Here is a 21861-nt window from a genome sequence, read left to right on the forward strand (position 1 = left end):
ACTATGGCGAACACGAAACTTGACCGTATCGAAAGGGATATTGAGAAAACGAGGGCAAAAATCCTTGAACAGCAAAAGAAGCTGAAAGACCTTGAAGCGCAGAAAGTCGAGGAAGAAAACGCGCAGATCGTGCAAATGGTAAAGGCGGTACACCTTGACGGGACGCAGCTTGCCGCGTTCCTCTCCGCTTACGCCAGCGGCGAAATCACCTTGCCGCAGCCGGAAGCCACTTACCCCGCCGAACAGGAGGACAACGACAATGAAGAATAAAAAGATAATCCGAAAGTTTACCGTATTGCTTGCCGCACTGGTTATCATGTGCGGCTTTTCTGTTACCGCTTATGCGGGCGGTGGCGATGAAAGCGACGACACGCCTACCCCCGTAACCGAGGAAACCCCCGCGCCGGAAACCGAGCCGGAAGAAACGACGGGCGGCTATGAGCCGCAGCCCCTTACCCCGGACGGGAATATGTCCCTTGTGGACGATATAACGGGTGAAGCGTCCGGCGACAAGCAGTTTATCACCGTCGTTACCAAAAGTGGCAACTATTTTTACATCATCATTGACCGCGCCGAGGACGGGGAAAATACCGTCCATTTCCTTAACCAAGTGGACGAAGCGGATTTAACCGCCCTTATGGAGGACGGGCAGACCGAAGCCCCCGTTTGTAGCTGCACCGATAAATGCGTTGCCGGAAGCGTCAACACCGCTTGCCCGGTTTGCAGCGTCAACATGAGCGAGTGCGCGGGTGTGGAAGCCGAGCCGGAGCCGGAAGAAACCGAGCAGCCGCCGGAAGAAGAAAAAGGCGGCGGCATGGGTATTCTGCTTGTCGTGCTGCTTGTTGCCGCAGCGGGCGGCGGCGCGTTCTACTACTTTAAGATTTTGAAGCCCAAAAAGGACGCGGCGAAAGGCAGCAGCAGCCTTGACGACCTTGATTTTGACGAGGACGACGAGGAAACGGAAGTAGTCGAAACCGAACAGACCGAGCAGGAGGACGATAATCTATGAAACTTGTAATTGCAGAAAAACCGAGCGTCGGGGCGGCGATTGCCGCCGTTATGGGCGCGAATGAAAAGCGCAGCGGATATTTTGAGGGCGGCGGCTACCTTGTGTCGTGGTGTATCGGGCATTTGATTAGCCTTGCAGACGCGGCGACCTACAATGAACAATTCCGTAAATGGAAGTACGACGATCTTCCCATTGTCCCGCAGGAGTGGCAGTTTATTGTTGCCAGCGGCAAGGAGCAGCAGTTTTCCATTCTCAAAGACCTTATGCACCGCAGCGACGTTACCGAGATTATCAATGCTTGCGACAGCGGGCGCGAGGGGGAACTCATTTTCCGCTTTGTCTATGAACAGGCGAATTGCAAAAAGCCCTTTTCCCGCCTTTGGATTAGCAGCATGGAAGCAAGTGCAATCCGCGAGGGCTTTTCAAATCTCAAAGACGGGCGCGGCTATGACAACCTCTATCAATCCGCGCTTTGCAGAGCAAAGGCCGATTGGCTCATTGGCATTAACGCGACCCGCCTTTTCTCTATCCTCTACCATAAAACATTGAATGTCGGCAGAGTGCAAACGCCCACCCTTGCTATGCTGGTAAACCGCGACTATGCAATCAGCAGCTTTAAGAAAGAGAAATATCATGTCGTCCGGCTGGACGTTGGCGGCGTTGCCGCCCTTTCCGAAAGGCAGGACGACGAAGCGGCGGCGCGGCAGATGAAAGCGGCTTGCGAGAAATCGCAGGCCGTTTGTACTTCCCTTAAAAAAGAGAAAAAGACCGCAGCCCCGCCGAAACTGTTTGACCTCACCGCCTTGCAGCGGGAAGCAAACCGTTTGTATGGGTTTACGGCGAAACAGACCCTTGACTATGCGCAAGCCCTTTATGAAAAACGGCTTTTGACCTATCCCCGCACCGACAGCAAATATATCACTTCCGATATGGAGGGCAGCACAAAGGAACTTATCACCGGCCTTTGCGCTGCTCTCCCCTTTATGCAGGGCGTGAAGCTGCAAGCCGACCTTGCGAGGATTTGCGACAACAGCAAAGTAACCGACCATCACGCCATTTTGCCGACAGCGGAGTTTGTGAAAACGGGCTTTTCTTCCCTTGCCGAAAGTGAGAAAAAGCTAATGACCCTTGTGTGCGCAAAACTGCTTTGCGCCGTTGCCGCGCCCTATGAGTATGAAGCGGTTACGGCGGTTTTCACTTGCGGCGGCTATACCTTTACCGCAAAGGGCAGGACGACGCTTTGCGAGGGTTGGCGCGAGATTGAAAGACTATCCCGCGCCGCGTCCGGGGAACAGGACGAGGACGCAGAGCCGGAAGCGGTTTTACCCCCGCTTGCCGAGGGGCAGACCTTTGACAATCCGGCAGCGGAGATCTCCGAACGTTACACGCAGCCCCCAAAGGCATTTACCGAAGATACGTTACTTTCGGCTATGGAGAGTGCGGGAAAGGAGGACACGCCGGAGGACGCGGAGCGCAAAGGGTTAGGCACCACCGCGACGCGGGCGGGTATCATTGAAAAACTCATTAGCGCGGGCTTTGCCGAGCGCAAGGGCAAAAAGCTAATCCCCACAAAGGACGGGTATAACCTTGTCGCTATTCTGCCCGACAGCCTTACGTCCCCGCAGCTTACGGCAGAATGGGAAACGCGCCTTACCGGGATTGCAAAGGGCAGCGACAGCCCCGCCGACTTCATGCGCGGGATTGAGGAAATGACAGCGGGGCTTGTCAAGACCTATTCCGCGATTTCCGAGGATAAAGCGAAGCTGTTTACCCCACAGCGGGAAGCAATCGGCACTTGCCCCCGTTGCGGCGCGGCGGTTTACGAGGGCAAGAAAAACTTTTACTGCTCCGACAGGGCTTGCAGCTTTGTGATGTGGAAGAATGACCGCTTTTTTGAGCAGCGCAAAAAGGCTTTCACAAAGGCGATTGCCGCCGCCCTTTTGAAAGACGGAAAGGTAAAAATCAAAGGTATGTACTCGACCAAGACGGGAAAGACCTTTGACGGAGTTGTGCTGCTTGCCGACACAGGCGGCAAGTATGTAAACTTCCGCGTCGAGCAGAACCGAAAATGATAAGGCTTGATGAAAAGCAATACCGCGCCGTAAAGAAAATGACCCGCGCCGCTTGTGCAAACAACGATTGCGGGAATTGTCTGCTGCTGGACGACGGGGAAACTTGCGTTTGTGTGCAGAGTATCAGCTATTCGCTGCTATGCCGCTATTTCCGCGAAGCGGTATTACCCGCCGACAGGCAGCTTTGCGAACAGATCACCCGCAGCGGGGAAACCGATTTGAAGCGTTGCGCGGTATGCGGCAGCACGTTTGCGGCGGGCAGCAACCGGGCGAAATACTGCCCCGATTGCGCGGCAAAGATACGCCGCAGACAGAAAGCCCAAAGCGAGAGAAACAGGCGTTTACGGATAAAAACAACTACATAGCAAGCACAGCAAACGAGTACCCGTTTGCGAGAAATGCCCGCGCTTCCCATAGAGAGCGCGGGCATTTTGCTTGTTGGGATAGTCCCAAACCCTTATATGACCGAGAAAGGACGTGATGAAAGAATATGCCGTATTCCTCATACGACCATGACAAATTAGAAGCCGCCGAAACCATGCGGATAGAACGCCGGATATATTTTGAAGCAAAGGACAGGGAGATTGCCCCTTATGCTTCCTTGCCGATTGCGCAGCTACTTTCCATGCGCAGCGAAAGCGCGGCGGCAGAACAGGCGATTTTTGACGACCTTAAAGAACGCGCCGCCGCATGGGAAGAACAGGCGGGAAGAACGCTTTTGCTGGATAAAACACTTGAATATGTGAGAACGCCGCACGTCCAGCACACCGCTAACGAGTGGCAGACCACCGAGCATAACCGCCATATTCGCAGCAACCGGGTATATCAGATGAATTACTACATTTACGAGAATACCCGCTACGACAAAGAAGCGCAGAAATCTATCCCGTATTCATGGACGCTTACATGGAGCGTGCGCACCAACAGCCCAAGCAGAACCCAAGCGAAGATTGCCGGACAAGATAGAAAGGTTTTCACCGACAAGGCAGCTATGGAAAAGTATCTGAATGGGCGTATCAAAGCGTATGACCGCTTGTTTACGGAAATCTCCCCGCCTATCCCGCAGGAGTACGCCGACTATTTCAAAGTAAACGGTATGCTCATGCCGGACTACACCATAGAGGGCGAAGAACCCCCGCAGCAGCAACAGGCGGCAGCTATCCCCGAAAATACCGGGCAGGAAAAGGAGCGTGAACACATGAGCGAACAGTTTTCTATTATGATAGGCAACCGCAGCCGCTTTGACGCGGGCGACCCCGGCGGCTATTGGTTGGATATGCCCGCCACAAAGGAGCAGTTGCACGAAGCTATGCGGAACGTCGGCATTACCGCCGACAACCCGCAGGATTTTTCCATTCGCGGCTATTCCGACGACCCGGAGAAACATATTGCCTTGCCTTATGAAATGGTATGCGCCGCCGACGTGGACGAACTCAATTTTCTTGCGGCGCGGCTCGAACAGCTTGACCCCGCCGAGGTTGGCAAGCTGAACGCAGCTTTGCAGCAGAAAAACGGGCTTGCAAATATTGGACAGGTAATTGACTTCACCTACAACGTGGATTTTTACGTCCATATCCCCGAAGTACATAACTACCACGATTTGGGCGACTATTACTTAAATCAATCCGGCATGGTACAAATGCCCGAAGAATGGAAAGGCGGCATTGACCTTTCTACTTTTGGCAGGAACGCTGCCGCGCAGGAAAAAGGCGCGTTTACCGAGTACGGCTATATCGTGGAAAGCGGCGACGAGTGGGAACGGCAGTTTGAGGGGCGCGAAGTGCCGGAAGAATACCGCATTATGAGTTACCCGCAGCCGGAGCGCGGCGAACAGGACAAAGCCTATATGGACGCAGCCGAAACGCAGCAAGCAGACGCACAGGCCGCAGAGCCGCAGCAGCCCCGCCCCGTCGTCCCCATTATCCTTACTTCCGAAAAGCCCGCCGAAAAGGTAAAGGAGATCACCGCGCGTTTGGAACAGGGCGTACAGGCGATTTTTGACAGCGACCGCTACAAAGAGTTTCTAACCGCTATGTCAAAGTTCCATGATTATAGTTTGAATAACACTATCCTAATTGCTATGCAGGGCGGCAATTTGGTAATGGGCTTCCGTCAATGGGAAAAGGAGTTTGACCGCCATGTAAAGAAAGGCGAGAAAGGCATTAAAATCTTTGCCCCCGCGCCCTACAAGGTGAAAAAGCTGGTTGATAAAATCGACCCCGAAACGAGAAAGCCCATGCTTGACCGCGAGGGAAAAGTGGTAAAGGAAGAAAAGGAAATCACCGTCCCCGCCTTTAAGGTTATAACCGTCTTTGATATTTCGCAGACCGAGGGCAAGGAGTTTCCCGACCTTTCCGTTAAACCGCTGCTTGCCGATGTGGAGCAGTACGAGGATTTTTTCGCCGCCCTTGAAAAAGCGTCCCCCGTCCCGATTGCATTTGAGCAGATCACAAACGGCGCAAATGGGTATTTCAGTTTGACCGACAAGCGTATTGCAATCAAAGAGGGCGTGAGTGAATTACAGGCGGTAAAGACCGCCATTCACGAAATCGCCCATGCGAAGCTGCACGACGTAGACTTAAACGCCCCGCCGGAGCAGCAAAACCGCGTTGACCGCCATACCTGCGAGGTAGAAGCGGAAAGCGTCGCTTATACGGTTTGCCAGCATTTCGGCCTTGATACTTCCGATTACTCTTTCGGCTATGTGGCTGGTTGGAGCAGCGGCAAGGAAATGACCGAGTTAAAAGCGTCCCTTGAAACAATACAGACCACCGCAAAGGAACTCATTACCGAGATTGAGGGGCATTTTACCGAGTTGCAGCAGCAGCGGCAAGCCGAGCAGGAGCAGGGCGATACCTTTTCCATTTATCAGTTAAAGCGCGGGGACGAAACAAGGGACTTGCGCTTTGAGCCTTATGACCGTCTGCAAGCGGCTGGACTTACCATTGACCGGGTAAATTATGAACTCGTCTATACTGCACCGCTTACAAAGGATATGACGCTGGGCGACATTTGGGAAAGGTTTAATATCGACCACCCCGCCGACTTTAAGGGGCATAGCCTTTCCGTTTCCGACATTGTTGTGCTTCATCAGAACGACGAGGACACCGCCCACTATGTAGACAGTATCGGTTTTCAGCAAGTGCCGGAGTTTTTGCAGGAGCAGCAGACCCCCGTATTTGACAAGCTGCCGCCCGAACAGCAGCAAGCCTTGTCCGACACCGTACAAGACACTTTGCAAATGCTGGTTGACGCAGACAAGCGGATTTATGGCGACGTTACGGGCAAGACCCTTGAAGCAATCGCGGCGCAAGGATATTCCTACAAGGACGGGCAGCTTGAAAAGCAGCAGCCGGAAGCGACCCCCGACAGCCTTTTGACGGGTGAAACCGTTAGAACGCCGAGGGGCAATTTTCATATTACCGATATGAGCCGTGAACAGATCGAAGCGGCGGGATTTGGTTTTCACCATGCGTCGGAGGACGGGAAGTATCTCATTATGGGGAATGGCACACAGGCTTATGCCATAGCCGCCGAGCAGCCGCAGCGGGATAATCCCTTAAAGCACGTCGAGGACACCATAGAGCAGAACGACAACAATTTTGACGGGCTTATCAACAATACGCCGCAAACGCCCACCGTTGCAGATTTTGAGCAGCGGGCAAAGGCGGGGGAAGCGATTTCCGTTACCGACCTTGCAAAAGCGGTAAAAGCCGAGAAACGGGAACAGCCGCAGAAAAAACCGTCCATTTTGAAGAAGCTGGACGAATACAAGAAACAGGCGGCGCAGCAGCCGAAAGATAAACAGAAAGAGCATAAAAAGGATTTGGAGGTTTGATAGCATGAATACCCGCTTTACCATTGAGGAAGAAAACATTGTTGCGATCTACGCCGAGGACAGCCGGGAAACAACGCTTGAAAATATCCTTGCCGCCATGCCCTACATGGACGAGGATATGCGCCAGCTTGCCGCCGCAGCGGTGAACAAGCTGCAAGCCATGACGGACAGCGAGTTTTCCGAAAGGGAGTTTATCTTGACCGACGAGGAATAGCCCATAGAGAACAGGGGCGCGGTTGCCGATTTCCGGCACCGCGCCCCTGTTCTTTTTTTGCTTTATAGGAAATTCCGATTTTTGGATAAGGGGGAAAAAGCCCTACTGATCGAACATATGTTAAATCAACAGGGGAGTGGGCATGACAATAGGACGATGGTTAGATTTAGAAGATATAAAAACCTTCTTCTCCAAACAAATCGTCAAAAGGGTCGTCTTCATTCAGAAAATAATCCATATCCAGAAGGTCATCCTCGCTCATATGGCGAATGTCCTCGGATGTCATTCCTTCGGGTGGATTCTCTATGTACTTTTTGCGCAGTTCCTCAATATCTGGTTTCATGGTAAGCAACCTCCTTTGAGAGGATTATATCACAACGGTTCTACGCGGAGGAACGCTTTCCACGAGATTTGGACATTACTTTCTCGTACATTTCTTCGAGAGGTACGCGCTTGTGGTTGTAATAAAGTTCCAAGAACTCCATTTTATGATTACACTCGGAACAATACAGGGGGTCATATCCGAAGGAGAGAAAAAGAGATGTTCTCCATTGAGTGAAGCTGCGGTATATCCTATGCTTTTCTTTTGAGATGACACGGTGCAGTTTTGAATCAATCTTGCGGTGCCTTGCATACAGACCGCCATAGCGGATCATTTTAAAATGTTTTTCCGGGATGTGTCGGATGAGACGTTTTATGAAATCCATAACAGGCAAAGTTTCTTCCACATACTGTTCATCTTCGTGACGGTTATAGTGGAAAGTAACGATATCTCCGTCATACCGGTCAATCCTGGAAGTGGCAATTACTGGCCTGCCAAGATAGCGGCCGATGTATTTAGCCACTACTTTCGGATCGCAGAGATTCGGTTTAGCATAGACATAGAAGCCCTGCTTATGCTGAGTGTAACATTTCGCTTTCACTTTTTTGAAAGAAGGTCCAATCCGGTCTTCCAGTTCATTGAGAAGAGCCGTGCGGAAAGCATTGCGCAGATAGTTGTAGTTAAAGTGTTTTACATGGCGCCAGAAGCCGTCATTACTGTAGCCACCTTCGGAAAGGAGGCAGTGAATGTGGGGATTCCATTTGAGATCGCGGCCAAAAGTATGAAGGACCATGATATAGCCGGGAGTAAAATTTTGGGCATGGTTTAGATTGAAAAACATCCTTGATATTACACTGGAGACGGAATGGAAGAGACAGTTCAGAAGAGATCGGTCCTGAAGGAAGAAGCTGCGGAGATTTTCATCAATAGTAAAAACGCAATGGCGGTGTTGGACGCTAACGAGTTTGAAAGACATACTGGTGGTGCGTTCCATAGAATATTTGTTGCCACATGAAGGGCAAAAACGGCTGTGACAGCGGAAAGGAACGAATTTGAAGTTCCCGCAGTGCGGACAATTGTACATGGCACCGCCAAAAGAAGGATCACCACAGTTGATCATCTTATTGATATTTTCCATCTCAGTCTCTCTGGGATGAAGAGTATATTTAATTTCTTCATAATGGTCTGCAAAGATTCTTTGTAAGATGTTCATAAGTCTATTATGCAAGAAAAAGTAACAAAAGAAAACCCCCTATCCCCTCATGATTGAGGGGTAGGGGAGTTGAATAGGCGAAGCCTATTTTTTATCCTTGCGTGGACAATTAGAAAGCCGTTTTTGCGGGTTTGAATATACTTTATCGTCTATGTCGTTTTCATGCGCTGGAAGCCGCAGAAACACAGGCGTTTTCAGCCCTTAACATTCCACTTGCCACCCCATGTTTTGCGCCTTATCGCTCCTGCTCCCGCGCCCTGCTTTGGGACGGGTAAAGAATACTATCGACGTTCTTTTTGACAACGCCGTATTCCTGCATTTGCTTCTTGGCTTGCCGATAATCTTCATACAATTTGGTTTTCCTGTCGTTTAAGCTTCTATACTCCTTGCGCAGCGCGGCGAGATCGGGCAGCTTCTTTATCTGCATTTCCTTTAATGCCCTTGCCGCAGCTTCAAACAGGATAATTTCGCTTTCATGCCCCCGCAGATACTTTTCCTTGTCCGGCGATTTTCGGTATTCATCGTAAATCGGTTTTAACTGTCGGTATGTGGTGGTGTGCTTGATAAGCAGCGACAAATCAGACATACGCTGTTCCACTTCCTTAACCGCCTTTGCCGCCGCGTCATGAGCGGTCATAATATCGGCTATCTTGCTTTCAAGTTCGCTATAATACTCAATCTTGTTTTCGGTTAGGAAGTTCATGCTTTTAGCAGCCTGTTTCAGATTATGGATTTTTGCCCACCGTTCATAGCCCGCCGACTGTTGGGCTTTGATACTGTTTTCAAGATCGACGATAAGCCGGATTTTCTTATCTTCCCGCAGCGTTTTTGTTTTGGCAACATACACGCCCTTGATACGCTCCTTTATCGCTTCTTCCGTATAGGCCGCGCCGAGCGTCTTTGTGCGGGTAAACCGTTCCTGTCCGGCAGCGCGAAAGGAAATGTATTTGCCCTGTTTGATTTCATACCCCATTTCCTGCAAGCGGCGCAGCAGTTCGTCAAAATCTTTCACTTGGGGAATGAGAGTATCTATCGCCGTTTTCAGCTTTGCTTTGTAGCTTGTCCCTTGCTTTTCGGCGGTGTATTCTGCATAGCTTTTTCCCTTGTCCTGTCCCGGTACGACGACGGATAGCCCATGCTCTTTACATATCCTGTCGCTGGTGCGCCGGATAAAGTGATAGCTTTGCTTGTTGGAATGGTACTTTTTGTAGTCAACGAAGCTAACCGCGTTGAAAATCAAGTGATTATGCAGATGGTCTTTATCGACGTGAGTTGTCAAAACAAACTCATACTTGCCGCCTAATACCGCCCCGGCAAGTTCCATGCCGATTTTGTGCGCTTCTTCCGGTGTGGTTTCTCCCACCGCAAAGGATTGTATCAAGTGCCGCCCTAAATGTGTGCCGCGATCTCCGGCAGCTTCCCGCGTCCATGCAAACTCAATATCGGCGGTTTCCAGCCCGCAGCCGAAAGAGGACGCAAGCAGCTTCCCGTCTGTCTTTTCGGGATTTAAGATATAGTCTATCGCAGCCTTTAAGGTTGATTTAATAGGGTGCGTCTTTGTAACCGCCATATCTCGTCCACCGCCTTTTTAATGTCCTCTATATCCTGCCTGTAAACCGTCCCCGTCGCATTGGCGCGTTTTGCAATTTGGTTGATGTTCCGGCTCACCGCTTGCAGTTCCCGGATATATGCTTTTGTGTCGCTTCGGTCAACGACAAGAATATACCCGTCTATCGCCATTTTACGGAAGTATGCCCCATACTGCTTTATGGGAAGCTGCTTCATCTTCTCGTCGATCAGCCGCTTTTCTTCTTCCGTAACGTAAAACTTCATCTGTATATTTCTCTTTCGGTTTTCCATTTCCGCACCGCCTTTCGGTATAAGGGTTTGGGATTATCCCAACAAGCATTTTCCGCAAACGGGTACTCGTTTGCTGTGCTTGCTATCTACTCCATACCCCCACCGAAAGGCGGTATTTGTTGCGCGTTCCTTTGATTTTGGACGCAAAAAAAGATTGCAGCCGCCATGCGCTGCAATCTCCCGATTTCTCATATTGTGAGGTTAATCCTCTGCTTTTTCGACTTCCGTTATCTCCCTTGCTGTTGCGGTTACAATCCGTATGCCTTTATCGCTCATACCGTCCAGCAGCGCGTCAAGCTGCCGCCGCCCGGTGGATTTCTCCGCATTGCTGTTCGGGAAGAAAAATTGATCTACCGAAATATGATACCGGGTTACAAGGTCATAGAATACCTGTAAACTCGGCTGTTGTCCCTTGTTCTCGATATTCGCAAGGTAGCGCGGGGAAATATATAACTCGTCGCTTACCTTTTTGCGGCTCTCGCCGTATTCATTTCTCGCGGCTTTTATAGCTGCCCCGAAAGCCTTAAAGTCGTACAATGGTACGGGCCTTTTTGCCATTTTCATTCACCCTGTTACATTTTACAGTTCACCTTTCTTTTTGGATATGTCCACACAATTCATATCATTAGGTTAAATACTTCCTGTTGTGTATTGACAGTAGACTGATTTTCTGATAAAATAAAATTTATGTAAAAGGAGGCGGCGTTTATGTTGCATAGCATGCGTATTAGATAAGCATTGAAAAAAAGGATTTTCCCATTTTCAACATGGGCTTTTTTGTCATGCTTATTTTGCGGATGCTATACAAAAAACTAACGACGTATAGATATAGTATAGACATAGTGCAAGCTATGCCTTAGTTTTGTTGTACTGCTCTGTGCATTATAAATGCAGGTCAATGCTCATGTTGAGGATTGACCTGCATTTTTTTGTGTAAAAAGGACGAGTGAAATATAATGCTTAAAAAATATTGGATAAAATGTCCGATTTGTAACGGAAAGACGAGAGTTCAAGTATTTCATAATACTGTATTAAAAGATTTTCCTCTTTTCTGCCCTAAATGCAAATTGACGCATATCATTGATGTAGAAAAATTAGAGATTGTAATCAAAAATACAGAAAAACAAACTTTTATTATTTAGAAGAAAGGATATAAAAATGAAACGTTTACCTAAATATACGCCTGCGGAAGTACGGAATGATCCATACGGATTTACTTACAAAGAAATGTCGGAAGTTATTGGCGAGAATGAAGCAAAAGCCTTATATGAAGAATTATATAAGCAATTACCACGCAAAAAAAATCTATCAATGTTGGTAAAAAATATTTGCAAAAGCAGTGATACTGAAAAGTATGTTTACGAACTGAAAGACAACAAATACATTGAAACGGTTTTTATCAAGCGGCGAGATGGTGGAACTGTTTGCGTGAGCACACAAGTCGGTTGTCCTGTTGGTTGTATTTTTTGTGAGTCCGGGCGAAATGGCTTTGTTCGTAATCTAACATCGTCAGAAATCGTACAACAGATTATATTGTTGCGTCGAAAAGTAAACCGTATCGTTTTTATGGGTATGGGAGAGCCTTTATTCAATTATGACAACTTGATAAAAGCAATCCATATTCTCCGAGATAGATATGGGCTCAACTTTCCAACCGACGGCATTACCATATCAACAGTTGGTCCGGTCGATCAATTAAAAAAATTGCGCGAGGAACATCTTAAAATTCAGTTGACAATATCTTTACACGCAGCAACACAATCTGCAAGAAATCGTATTATTCCTCACATGCGCATATATGCTATTGAAGATGTTGTTAAGCAAGCCTTATCCTATTCTGAAAGGCATAATCGCAAAATTGTCTTTGCGTATTTGCTTTTACCGGGTATAAATGACCGGCCCTCAGATGTAAGACAACTTGCAAAATGGTTTCGGGGCAAAAAAGTTATGATTAACGTGTTACAATACAACCCAACAAGCAATTCAAGAATTAAAGCACCACAGAAACGGGAAATAGTTGCATTCAAACATCAATTAGAGCAAGCAGGACTTGAAGTTACTATGAGAGTTTCTCATGGCAGAGAGATTAACGCGGCTTGTGGACAGTTAGCTAACACATATAATAAATTCAAAAAAAAATGATTAAAAGTGCCAGACGCATAGACGCAGAGCCGATAACGCATTAGGTCAAAAAACCTATGTGTTATCGGCTTTTTTATTTAATATTGCGCAAAAGCCGCTGTTCCCTATTATAGAATGGATTGCGGGTAGTGTATTAAAGTCGCCCTTTTTTAAGGATACGGCGGTATCGGGGAGGTATCGCCGTGTCCATTTTTATTTACTGTAACCCGCCTAATGCTTTGCGGTCAAAAAAAGCTATGCTCCGCAAGCGGGATATTCCGGCTATGAGTATGAACTGTCAATACATCTAAATACTTCTTACATTTCCTTTGCGCTCGTCCGCGTCTTGCGGACGGGCGCATTTTGCTTTTTTCAACTTTTTTCTGAAAAACGCACTCAAGAGCCATCTCCCGAACGGGTACGGAGCGAAAGGGGCAGAGAGGACAAGCCCTTAACTCCCGTCCTCTACTCCACGCGGGAAGGAGGTGAACTCTATGGAGCTATCTTCTTCCGACAAGGAAAGAATACAACATCAGTACGACGCATTAGCAAAGAAAACTTTGGTTGGCGAAGCGAAAAGCCACCGCCGCACTCTTGCGAAACGCGCAGCACGCGAAGTACCTTTTTCGGATTTGAGCGAAAGCGAACTCGCGCAGCTTTTCACAACGGACGAATACAAAAGCGATTATTTCCGTTTTCAAGTGTCCGGCTTTGATGTACTCGTCAAAAATGAACTGCTTGCCGAAGCCCTTAACGCTTTGCCCGAAAGGAAACGCGACATTATCCTTTTGTCCTACTTCTTGGACATGAGCGACGCGGAAATTGCTGAACTGCTGAATGTTGTACGCACGACGGTTTTCCGGCACAGGAAATCCGCGCTTGCGAAAATCAAACAGTATTTGGAGGGAAAAGCAGATGATGAATACCGTTAGGAAATCTGAAAATCTGTTGCCGTTCCCTGTCATTTCCGCAGCGGCAAACGGCGACACAACCGCCATGTGCGCGATCTTGAAGCATTACGAGGGTTACATAGCGAAACTTTGTACCCGCACGCTGAAAGACGACGCGGGCAATACCTATTCCTATGTGGACGAGGAAATGCGTAACAGGCTGCAAGTGCGCCTTATTACCCGCACCCTTGCTTTTCATGTAGGATAATCTTTTAGCCCATGCGGGGAGCGTGTCCCCTTTCCACGCTTCCCGTTATGGGCTATTTGTCGTTCCGTAACAGCACATCGGAAACGGTGTACTGTTACAGGCCGACAAAGCCTATTGTTCCTTGACAAAGAAAGCGGCCTTTGGTGCGCAGCATAACAGGCAACGGGTACATTCCGTCTGTACCGAGCCGGGCGGCGGGTACGCCATGACCGCTTTTCCCCGTTGGGGAAAAGTCGAGCGAGAACTACCGCGCCGTAAAACAAGTTTAGCAGCTTGTGGGCGACGACATACAAGGCGGCACAATGATACTCCCGCGTTGAACACCCTCAAAGTATTGCGCGGCGCACCCATAAGCATGGGCCGGGGTGAAACTCCCGTGAGGTTGCAGCTAACAACCGCCCGTTTTGCCTTTTGACGAATATAGTTTATCCATACAGGAAAAGGAGGTTTTTCTAATGGATAAAAAACAGACAATTACAACCGAACGCAAAATAGGGAAAATCACCTATCTTGTTCAAGCGTTGCCGAGTGAAAAGGCAACCGATACAATCCATAAAAAGATTGAAAAACTCATTGTAAAGGATTTGCAGAAAAAGCCCGGAAATCCGGGCTTTTTAGCGTCCGAGTAGTGCATTAGGCGGCGGGATATGGTATAATGATAGCAACACATTATACCTGTTTATTCGGCTGTCGGAAAGGAGGACTAATGTTACAGTCGAATAAAATCACCGCCCTTTACTGCCGTTTAAGTCAAGAGGATATGCAGGCCGGAGAAAGCGGAAGCATACAGCACCAAAAAATGATACTTCAACGCTATGCGGACGAACACCATTTTTTGAACACAAAGTTTTTTGTGGACGACGGATTTTCCGGCGTGAGTTTTGAGCGCGAGGGGCTGCAAGCGATGTTGCAGGAAGTGGAAGCCGGACGAGTGGCGACGGTTATTACCAAAGACCTCTCCCGTCTTGGCAGAAACTATCTGAAAACGGGCGAACTCATAGAGATTGTATTTCCCGAAAACGGAGTGCGCTATATCGCGATTAACGACGGAGTTGACACAGCGCGGGAGGATAACGAGTTTACCCCCTTGCGGAACTGGTTTAACGAGTTTTACGCCCGCGATACAAGCAAGAAAATCCGTGCAGTTAAACAGGCACAGGCGCAAAAAGGCGAGCGTGTCAACGGGGAATATCCATACGGCTATATCCCAGACCCGAACAACCGCCACCACCTTATACCCGACCCGGAAACCGCGCCGATTGTCAAACAGGTTTTCGCTATGTTTGTTAGCGGCGTGCGTATGTGCGAAATCCAAAAATGGCTTGCGGAAAACAAAGTCTTGACGATTGGAGCGTTGCGCTATCAGCGCACAGGACAGGCGCGGTATCAGCGGGCAATGATCGCCCCCTATACTTGGCCGGACAAAACGCTCTATGACATATTAGCAAGGCAGGAATATTTAGGGCATACCATAACCGCGAAAACTCACAAGGTATCCTACAAGTCGAAAAAGACCCGGAAGAACGAAGAAGAACAACGCTATTTCTTCCCAAACACCCATGAGCCGCTTGTTGACGAGGAAACCTTTGAACTTGCGCAAAAGCGGATTGCTACCCGCCACCGCCCGACAAAAGCAGCGGAGATTGATATTTTTTCCGGCTTGCTGTTTTGCGCTGGTTGCGGACATAAGATGTATTACCAACAGGGCGTAAATATCGAGCCGCGCAGGTTTTCCTATTCTTGCGGCGCATGGCGCAACAGGGCAAGGACAGGCAGCGAGTGTACCTCTCATTATATCCGCAAAAACGTACTTCTTGATTTAGTGCTGGAAGATATGCGGCGGGTTTTGCAGTATGTTAAGGAACACGAACAGGACTTTATCTGTAAAGCTACCGAGTACGGCGACATGGAAGCGAGAAAGGCATTAGCGCAGCAGCAAAAGGAACTTTCCAAAGCACAGGCGCGTATGACCGAACTTGACACGCTTTTCCGCAAGCTGTACGAGGACAACGCATTAGGCAGACTGACAGATGAACGGTTTGTGTTTCTAACTTCCGGCTACGAGGACGAAAAGAAATCCCTTGCCGCAAGGATAGACGAGTTACAACAGCAGATCGCAACCGTTACCGAGCGAAAAAGGGATATATCAAGGTTTATTCAGATTGTCGGGAAATACAGCGACATACAGGAATTGACCTATGAAAACGTCCATGAGTTTATCGACCGTATTTTGATACATGAATTAGACCGGGAAACCAACACCCGGAAAATCGAAATCCATTACAGCTTTGTCGGACAGGTTGATACCGAGCAGGAGCCGACGCAAGTTGTCAACCATGACCGCCGTAACATGGTAGATGTAAAAAGTATCGCTATCTAACCCCAGCAAATATTGTTCCGGGATGGCCGATGGTAGTACAATGGGCAGTAGAGGAGCATGACGGGCCTGTCATTGCAGCAGGACTTGTATGTGACAGGCAGCTGGTGATAGAGAATCTGAAAGCAGGAGCAATTGCTATCTGCAGCACGAATCATACGGTGTGGGATATGTAATATACGGTTACGATTCACAGTCTCGTTTCAGACCTGAAAGCAAGTGCTTTTGTGCAAGCACAACGCGCATGCTTCCGGGTCTGAAACAGCTGTGAATCGTAACCGTATATACTAATACAAATAAAAGCTTGACATTTTTGGTATAATGTGCTAAAGTACCATCGTAACTGCCGAAGACAGTAGGTGCTGCAAAGCGTAAGGATAAAAACGCCTACCGAGGAAGATTGGATTTAGTACGTAACGTATGAATTTATAATCCCTCTGTGTCTTTGGGCACGGAGGTTTTTTACTGTAATAGGAATTAAATCCATCGGCGGTGCAAAAACCAAAATCTAATAAGGAGGTGCACCATTCGTGGCAAAAGTTGAATTAAAACAACCTGTCGTACAGGCTATCGTAGACGATATCCAGGGCGCAGAGTCAGTTGTACTTGTTGATTACCGTGGACTGACTGTTGCACAGGATACAGAGCTTCGTAAACAGATGAGAGAAGCTGGCGTGATCTACAAAGTCTGCAAGAACACAATGATGAAGAGAGCTTTTGAAGGAACAGAGTTTGCAGCTCTGGAGGAGCATCTGGAAGGACCAAGCGCTATTGCTATTTCCAAAGATGATGCGACAGCTCCGGCAAGAATCCTTTGCAAATTTGCAAAAGATGCCAAAGCTCTTGAACTGAAAGGTGGAGTTGTAGAAGGTACTGTATATGACGTTGCAGGACTTACAGAGCTTGCAAAGATTCCTTCAAGAGAAGAACTGCTCTCCAAGCTGCTTGGAAGCTTACAGTCACCTATTACAAACTTTGCTCGTGTTATTAAGCAGATTGCAGAGAACGGCGGAGAGGCCGCTCCAGCAGAAGAGGCAGCTGAAGCTCCTGCAGAGGCAGAGGCTCCGGCAGCAGAAGAAGCTCCGGCTGAGGAGTAATCAATTTTAAGAACGAAAAAGAAATTAAATGGAGGACAAAGAAATGGCTAAAATGACAACAGCTGAAATGATCGAAGCGATCAAAGAATTATCAGTATTAGAATTAAATGAATTAGTTAAAGCATGTGAAGAAGAATTTGGCGTATCTGCAGCAGCAGGCGTTGTAGTTGCAGCAGCAGCTGGAGATGGAGCTGCAGCAGCAGAAGAGAAAGATGAGTTCGATGTAGAATTAGTTTCTGCAGGAGCTTCCAAAGTTAAAGTAATCAAAGTAGTTCGTGAGCTTACAGGACTTGGACTGAAAGAAGCAAAAGAATTAGTTGACGGAGCACCGAAGGTAGTAAAAGAAGGTGTTTCCAAGGCTGAGGCTGAAGAAATCAAGGCTAAACTGGAAGGCGAAGGAGCAGAAGTTAACCTTAAATAATTTCACTTCTACGAAGAACAGACCGCGGAAGAGCGAAAGCTTGGAAGCGGTCTTTTTCAGTTTTGACCGGGGTATATTGCAATCTGACACGTAACACTTTTAAACTTTGTTACGTCCCCGATTAAAAAATCCTTGACACCCCTTCGCTATTTGTAGTATCATATATGGTGCACTTATTGTGGAAACGTCTGCATGCAGATGGGGCCATATGTGCGGAAATGTAGTAAAAATCGGGGTTTCTCGGCAAAACCTCACGAAAAAATAAACGAGGAGTGAAACGTCATATGGAGAAAAACAGAATTCGTCCTATCAAAAGCGGAAAAAGTTCACGCATGAGCTATTCCAGACAAAAAGAAGTGCTTCAGATGCCAAACCTGATCGAAGTCCAGAAGGATTCCTATCAGTGGTTCCTTGACGAAGGATTAAAAGAAGTATTTGATGACATTTCTCCAATTTCTGACTATAGTGGTCATTTGAGCCTGGAATTTGTGGATTTCACCTTATGCGAGAAAGACGTGAAGTACACAATCGAAGAGTGTAAAGAACGTGACGCCACATATGCTGCTCCGCTGAAGGTGCGGGTACGGCTTCACAACAAAGAAACAGACGAAATCAATGAACATGAAATCTTTATGGGTGATCTGCCGCTTATGACAGCAACCGGTACTTTTGTGATCAATGGTGCAGAGCGTGTTATCGTAAGTCAGCTTGTGCGTTCGCCCGGTATTTATTATGCCATTGCGCATGATAAGCTTGGTAAAAGACTGTTTTCCTCTACCGTCATTCCAAACCGTGGAGCATGGCTGGAATATGAGACAGATTCCAATGACGTTTTCTATGTGCGTGTTGACCGGACAAGAAAAGTACCGATTACAGTACTGATCCGTGCGCTGGGAATCGGGACAAATCCGGAAATTATCGAACTGTTTGGCGAAGAACCGAAGATCCTTGCAAGTTTTGAAAAGGACGCGGCTACAAATTATCAGGAAGGACTTCTGGAACTTTACAAGAAGATCCGTCCGGGCGAGCCGCTTGCAGTGGACAGTGCGGAAAGCCTGATCACAAGCATGTTCTTTGATCCGAGACGTTATGATCTTGCAAAGGTCGGCCGTTATAAATTTAATAAGAAGCTTCTGCTCCGCAACCGTATCGCAGGGCATACTTTGGCGGAAGATGTGGTAAGCCCGCTGACAGGGGAAGTGATCGCAGAAGCAGGAACCCTTGTGACGAGAGAAATGGCAGACGATATTCAGAATGCCGCTGTTCCATATGTATGGATCGAGCATTCTGAAGATGAGCGCAAAATCAAGGTTCTCTCCAACATGATGGTAGATCTGAAATCAATCGTGGATATTGATCCCCAGGAAGTCGGCGTGACCGAGCTGGTATATTATCCGGTACTTTCCGGACTTCTGGAAGAGACGGCGGGAGATATTGAAGAGCTGAAAAGCGCTATCCGCAGAGATATCCATGATCTGATTCCAAAGCATATTACAAAGGAAGATATTTTGGCTTCCATTAACTATAATATTCATCTGGAATACGGACTTGGAAACGATGACGACATTGACCACCTTGGCAACCGTCGTATCCGTGCGGTAGGCGAACTTCTGCAGAACCAGTACCGTATCGGACTTTCCCGTCTGGAAAGAGTTGTTCGTGAAAGAATGACAACACAGGACCTGGAAGGAATTTCTCCGCAGTCACTGATCAACATTAAGCCGGTTACAGCAGCGGTAAAAGAGTTCTTCGGATCCTCACAGCTGTCACAGTTCATGGATCAGAACAACCCGCTTGGAGAGCTGACACACAAGAGACGTCTCTCCGCCCTGGGACCTGGCGGTCTTTCCAGAGACCGCGCCGGATTTGAGGTGCGTGACGTTCACTATTCCCACTACGGAAGAATGTGCCCGATCGAGACTCCTGAAGGTCCGAATATCGGTTTGATCAACTCTCTTGCAACCTATGCAAGGATTAATCAGTATGGTTTTGTAGAGGCTCCGTACCGTAAGGTAGATAAATCTGACCCGAAGAATCCGAGAGTCACAGACGAAGTTGTCTATATGACGGCGGATGAAGAGGATAATTATCATGTGGCACAGGCGAATGAGCCGCTTGATGAAGAAGGCCATTTTATCCGTAAAAATGTATCCGGACGTTATCGTGATGAGACACAGGAATATGAAAGAACCATGTTTGATTATATGGACGTATCTCCGAAGATGGTGTTCTCTGTGGCGACAGCCCTGATCCCGTTCCTGGAAAACGATGATGCGAACCGTGCGCTGATGGGATCCAACATGCAGCGTCAGGCAGTACCGCTTCTTATGACAGAAGCGCCGGTTGTAGGAACAGGTATGGAAGAAAAAGCAGCCGTGGACTCCGGTGTGTGTGTGGTTGCAGAAGAAGGCGGAGTGGTAGAACGTTCTACTTCTACAGAGATCACAGTACGTCAGGACGACAATGTGCTGAAAAAATATAAACTGACTAAATTCTTAAGAAGTAACCAGAGCAACTGTTACAATCAGAGACCGATCGTCTTTAAAGGCGACAGAGTAGAGAAAGGTCAGGTAATCGCTGACGGTCCTTCTACATCCAACGGCGAGATGGCTCTGGGTAAAAACCCGCTGATCGGATTTATGACCTGGGAAGGTTATAACTACGAGGACGCGGTACTGTTAAGTGAAAGACTGGTACAGGATGATGTTTACACATCCGTACACATTGAAGAATATGAAGCAGAAGCCCGTGATACCAAACTGGGGCCGGAAGAGATCACAAGAGATATTCCTGGTGTGGGCGATGACGCTCTGAAGAATCTGGACGAAAGAGGTATCATCCGCATCGGTGCGGAAGTACGTGCAGGAGATATCCTGGTTGGTAAAGTGACTCCGAAGGGAGAGACAGAGCTGACTGCAGAAGAACGACTGCTTCGCGCCATCTTCGGTGAAAAGGCCCGTGAAGTAAGAGATACTTCTTTGAAAGTGCCTCACGGAGAATACGGTATCGTTGTAGATGCCAAGGTGTTTACAAGAGAACACGGCGACGAGCTGTCTCCTGGCGTAAATCAGGCAGTGCGCATTTACATCGCACAGAAGAGAAAAATCTCTGTCGGTGATAAAATGGCCGGACGTCACGGTAACAAGGGTGTCGTTTCCCGTGTGCTTCCAGTGGAAGACATGCCGTTCCTGCCTAACGGACGTCCCTTGGATATCGTGCTGAACCCGCTGGGCGTGCCTTCCCGTATGAACATCGGACAGGTATTGGAGATCCATCTGTCTCTGGCGGCTAAGGCTCTTGGCTTTAACATTGCAACACCGGTATTTGACGGCGCGGATGAAAATGACATCATGGATACACTTGACCTGGCAAATGATTACGTAAACTTAAGCTGGGAAGAGTTTGAAGCAAAGCATAAAGAAGAACTGCTTCCGGAAGTAATGCAGTATCTGTATGATAACAGAGATCACAGAAAACTGTGGAAAGGAGTGCCTATTTCCAGAGATGGTAAAGTGCGTCTCCGCGACGGACGTACCGGAGAATTTTTCGACAGTCCGGTTACCATCGGACACATGCACTATCTGAAACTGCATCACCTGGTAGACGATAAGATCCATGCAAGATCTACCGGTCCGTACTCTCTGGTAACACAGCAGCCTCTTGGAGGAAAAGCGCAGTTCGGCGGACAGCGTTTCGGAGAAATGGAGGTTTGGGCGCTGGAAGCTTACGGCGCATCTTACACACTGCAGGAAATCCTTACAGTGAAATCTGACGATGTGGTGGGACGTGTCAAGACTTATGAAGCCATCATCAAAGGGGAGAATATTCCTGAACCGGGTATTCCGGAATCCTTCAAGGTATTGCTCAAAGAGCTGCAGTCCCTCGGTCTGGATGTCCGCGTTCTGCGCGATGACAACACAGAAGTTGAGATCATGGAGACTGTGGATATGGGAGAAACAGATTTCCGCTCACTGATGAATGAGGACAGAAAGTACCAGGATGACGGAGAAAATCTGGGAGAACACGGATACACTGCGCAGGAATTTCAGGGTGAAGAACTCGTGGATGTAGAAGAACCGGAGGAAGATTTTGACGATAGTGATTTCGCAATTGATTTTGACGAAGTGTCAGACGATGAATTTTAGGAAGGGGTGCCAGT

Annotated in this window: 21 protein-coding genes and 1 other annotated feature; of the genes, 16 read left to right on the forward strand and 5 right to left on the reverse strand. The window is 48.1% G+C overall.

Annotation, left to right across the window (positions count from 1 at the left end):
• Positions 1-3 precede the first annotated feature (3 nt).
• The 6 genes from R2J37_RS02265 to R2J37_RS02290 all read left to right on the forward strand — a co-directional run bounded on the left by R2J37_RS02265 (position 4) and on the right by R2J37_RS02290 (position 7133).
• A complete protein-coding gene (locus R2J37_RS02265) occupies positions 4-270 on the forward strand; it encodes a DUF4315 family protein (RefSeq protein WP_002584965.1) in 267 nt (88 codons plus the stop codon).
• On the forward strand, positions 260-1009 hold the full coding sequence (locus tag R2J37_RS02270) for a DUF4366 domain-containing protein (protein ID WP_002584964.1): 750 nt from the start codon (positions 260-262) through the stop codon (positions 1007-1009). Before R2J37_RS02265 ends, R2J37_RS02270 begins: the two co-directional genes overlap by 11 nt.
• Complete coding sequence (locus R2J37_RS02275; protein ID WP_002584963.1) at positions 1006-3081, forward strand: type IA DNA topoisomerase; 2076 nt, start codon at positions 1006-1008, stop codon at positions 3079-3081. Before R2J37_RS02270 ends, R2J37_RS02275 begins: the two co-directional genes overlap by 4 nt.
• Positions 3078-3446 (forward strand): cysteine-rich VLP domain-containing protein, encoded by a 369-nt coding sequence (locus tag R2J37_RS02280; RefSeq protein WP_002584962.1) that lies wholly within the window; start codon positions 3078-3080, stop codon positions 3444-3446. Before R2J37_RS02275 ends, R2J37_RS02280 begins: the two co-directional genes overlap by 4 nt.
• A gap of 125 nt (positions 3447-3571) precedes the next feature.
• A complete protein-coding gene (locus R2J37_RS02285; protein WP_002584961.1) occupies positions 3572-6919 on the forward strand; it encodes a YodL domain-containing protein in 3348 nt (1115 codons plus the stop codon).
• Positions 6920-6923: 4 nt separating this feature from the next.
• Positions 6924-7133 (forward strand): transposon-transfer assisting family protein, encoded by a 210-nt coding sequence (locus R2J37_RS02290; RefSeq protein ID WP_002584960.1) that lies wholly within the window; start codon positions 6924-6926, stop codon positions 7131-7133.
• A gap of 166 nt (positions 7134-7299) precedes the next feature.
• Here R2J37_RS02290 and R2J37_RS02295 read toward each other — a convergent pair whose 3' ends face one another.
• The 5 genes from R2J37_RS02295 to R2J37_RS02325 all read right to left on the reverse strand — a co-directional run bounded on the left by R2J37_RS02295 (position 7300) and on the right by R2J37_RS02325 (position 11086).
• Complete coding sequence (locus tag R2J37_RS02295) at positions 7300-7476, reverse strand: hypothetical protein (RefSeq protein WP_164488446.1); 177 nt, start codon at positions 7474-7476, stop codon at positions 7300-7302.
• Positions 7477-7516: 40 nt separating this feature from the next.
• Positions 7517-8668, reverse strand: a complete 1152-nt coding sequence (locus R2J37_RS02300; protein ID WP_463510212.1) for an IS91 family transposase — start codon at positions 8666-8668, stop codon at positions 7517-7519.
• Between the two features lie 235 nt (positions 8669-8903).
• Complete coding sequence (locus R2J37_RS02315) at positions 8904-10238, reverse strand: relaxase/mobilization nuclease domain-containing protein (protein WP_174095811.1); 1335 nt, start codon at positions 10236-10238, stop codon at positions 8904-8906.
• A complete protein-coding gene (locus R2J37_RS02320; protein WP_002584958.1) occupies positions 10199-10528 on the reverse strand; it encodes a plasmid mobilization protein in 330 nt (109 codons plus the stop codon). The genes R2J37_RS02315 and R2J37_RS02320 overlap by 40 nt, the downstream gene beginning before the upstream one ends.
• Before the next feature lie 201 nt (positions 10529-10729).
• Positions 10730-11086 (reverse strand): helix-turn-helix transcriptional regulator, encoded by a 357-nt coding sequence (locus R2J37_RS02325; RefSeq protein ID WP_002584957.1) that lies wholly within the window; start codon positions 11084-11086, stop codon positions 10730-10732.
• A gap of 398 nt (positions 11087-11484) precedes the next feature.
• Between R2J37_RS02325 and R2J37_RS02330 the strand changes: the two genes are divergently transcribed.
• The 10 genes from R2J37_RS02330 to rpoB all read left to right on the forward strand — a co-directional run bounded on the left by R2J37_RS02330 (position 11485) and on the right by rpoB (position 21847).
• Positions 11485-11670, forward strand: a complete 186-nt coding sequence (locus R2J37_RS02330) for a cysteine-rich KTR domain-containing protein (RefSeq protein WP_003431289.1) — start codon at positions 11485-11487, stop codon at positions 11668-11670.
• A 16-nt stretch (positions 11671-11686) separates the two neighbouring features.
• Positions 11687-12670, forward strand: coding sequence for a 23S rRNA (adenine(2503)-C(2))-methyltransferase RlmN (gene rlmN / locus R2J37_RS02335; protein ID WP_002584956.1), 984 nt, complete (start codon positions 11687-11689; stop codon positions 12668-12670).
• Between the two features lie 473 nt (positions 12671-13143).
• Positions 13144-13581 carry a sigma-70 family RNA polymerase sigma factor gene (locus R2J37_RS02340; RefSeq protein WP_003502131.1) on the forward strand — a complete coding sequence of 146 codons (438 nt, stop codon included), beginning with the start codon at positions 13144-13146 and terminating at the stop codon, positions 13579-13581.
• Positions 13565-13807: a helix-turn-helix domain-containing protein gene (locus R2J37_RS02345; protein ID WP_002604473.1), complete on the forward strand. Its 243-nt coding sequence runs from the start codon at positions 13565-13567 to the stop codon at positions 13805-13807. The genes R2J37_RS02340 and R2J37_RS02345 overlap by 17 nt, the downstream gene beginning before the upstream one ends.
• A 455-nt stretch (positions 13808-14262) precedes the next feature.
• Positions 14263-14436 carry a transposon-encoded TnpW family protein gene (locus R2J37_RS02350; RefSeq protein WP_002604472.1) on the forward strand — a complete coding sequence of 58 codons (174 nt, stop codon included), beginning with the start codon at positions 14263-14265 and terminating at the stop codon, positions 14434-14436.
• 77 nt (positions 14437-14513) lie between these two features.
• The gene (locus R2J37_RS02355) at positions 14514-16187 is read left to right on the forward strand and encodes a recombinase family protein (RefSeq protein ID WP_069989194.1); all 1674 of its coding nucleotides are present in this window, start codon (positions 14514-14516) and stop codon (positions 16185-16187) included.
• A 29-nt stretch (positions 16188-16216) separates the two neighbouring features.
• Positions 16217-16360: a glycerol-3-phosphate responsive antiterminator gene (locus R2J37_RS02360; RefSeq protein ID WP_316266121.1), complete on the forward strand. Its 144-nt coding sequence runs from the start codon at positions 16217-16219 to the stop codon at positions 16358-16360.
• Positions 16361-16512: 152 nt separating this feature from the next.
• Positions 16513-16657, forward strand: a sequence feature (ribosomal protein L10 leader region).
• Positions 16658-16714: 57 nt separating this feature from the next.
• Complete coding sequence (gene rplJ / locus R2J37_RS02365; RefSeq protein ID WP_316266122.1) at positions 16715-17281, forward strand: 50S ribosomal protein L10; 567 nt, start codon at positions 16715-16717, stop codon at positions 17279-17281.
• A gap of 43 nt (positions 17282-17324) precedes the next feature.
• Entirely contained in the window at positions 17325-17702 is a 378-nt protein-coding gene (rplL, locus tag R2J37_RS02370; RefSeq protein ID WP_230107241.1) for a 50S ribosomal protein L7/L12, read from the forward strand.
• 284 nt (positions 17703-17986) lie between these two features.
• Positions 17987-21847, forward strand: coding sequence for a DNA-directed RNA polymerase subunit beta (rpoB, locus tag R2J37_RS02375; protein WP_256193496.1), 3861 nt, complete (start codon positions 17987-17989; stop codon positions 21845-21847).
• Positions 21848-21861: the final 14 nt, after the last annotated feature.

It is taken from the genome of Claveliimonas bilis (genome assembly GCF_030296775.1).
Classification (GTDB): Bacteria; Bacillota; Clostridia; order Lachnospirales; family Lachnospiraceae; genus Claveliimonas; species Claveliimonas bilis.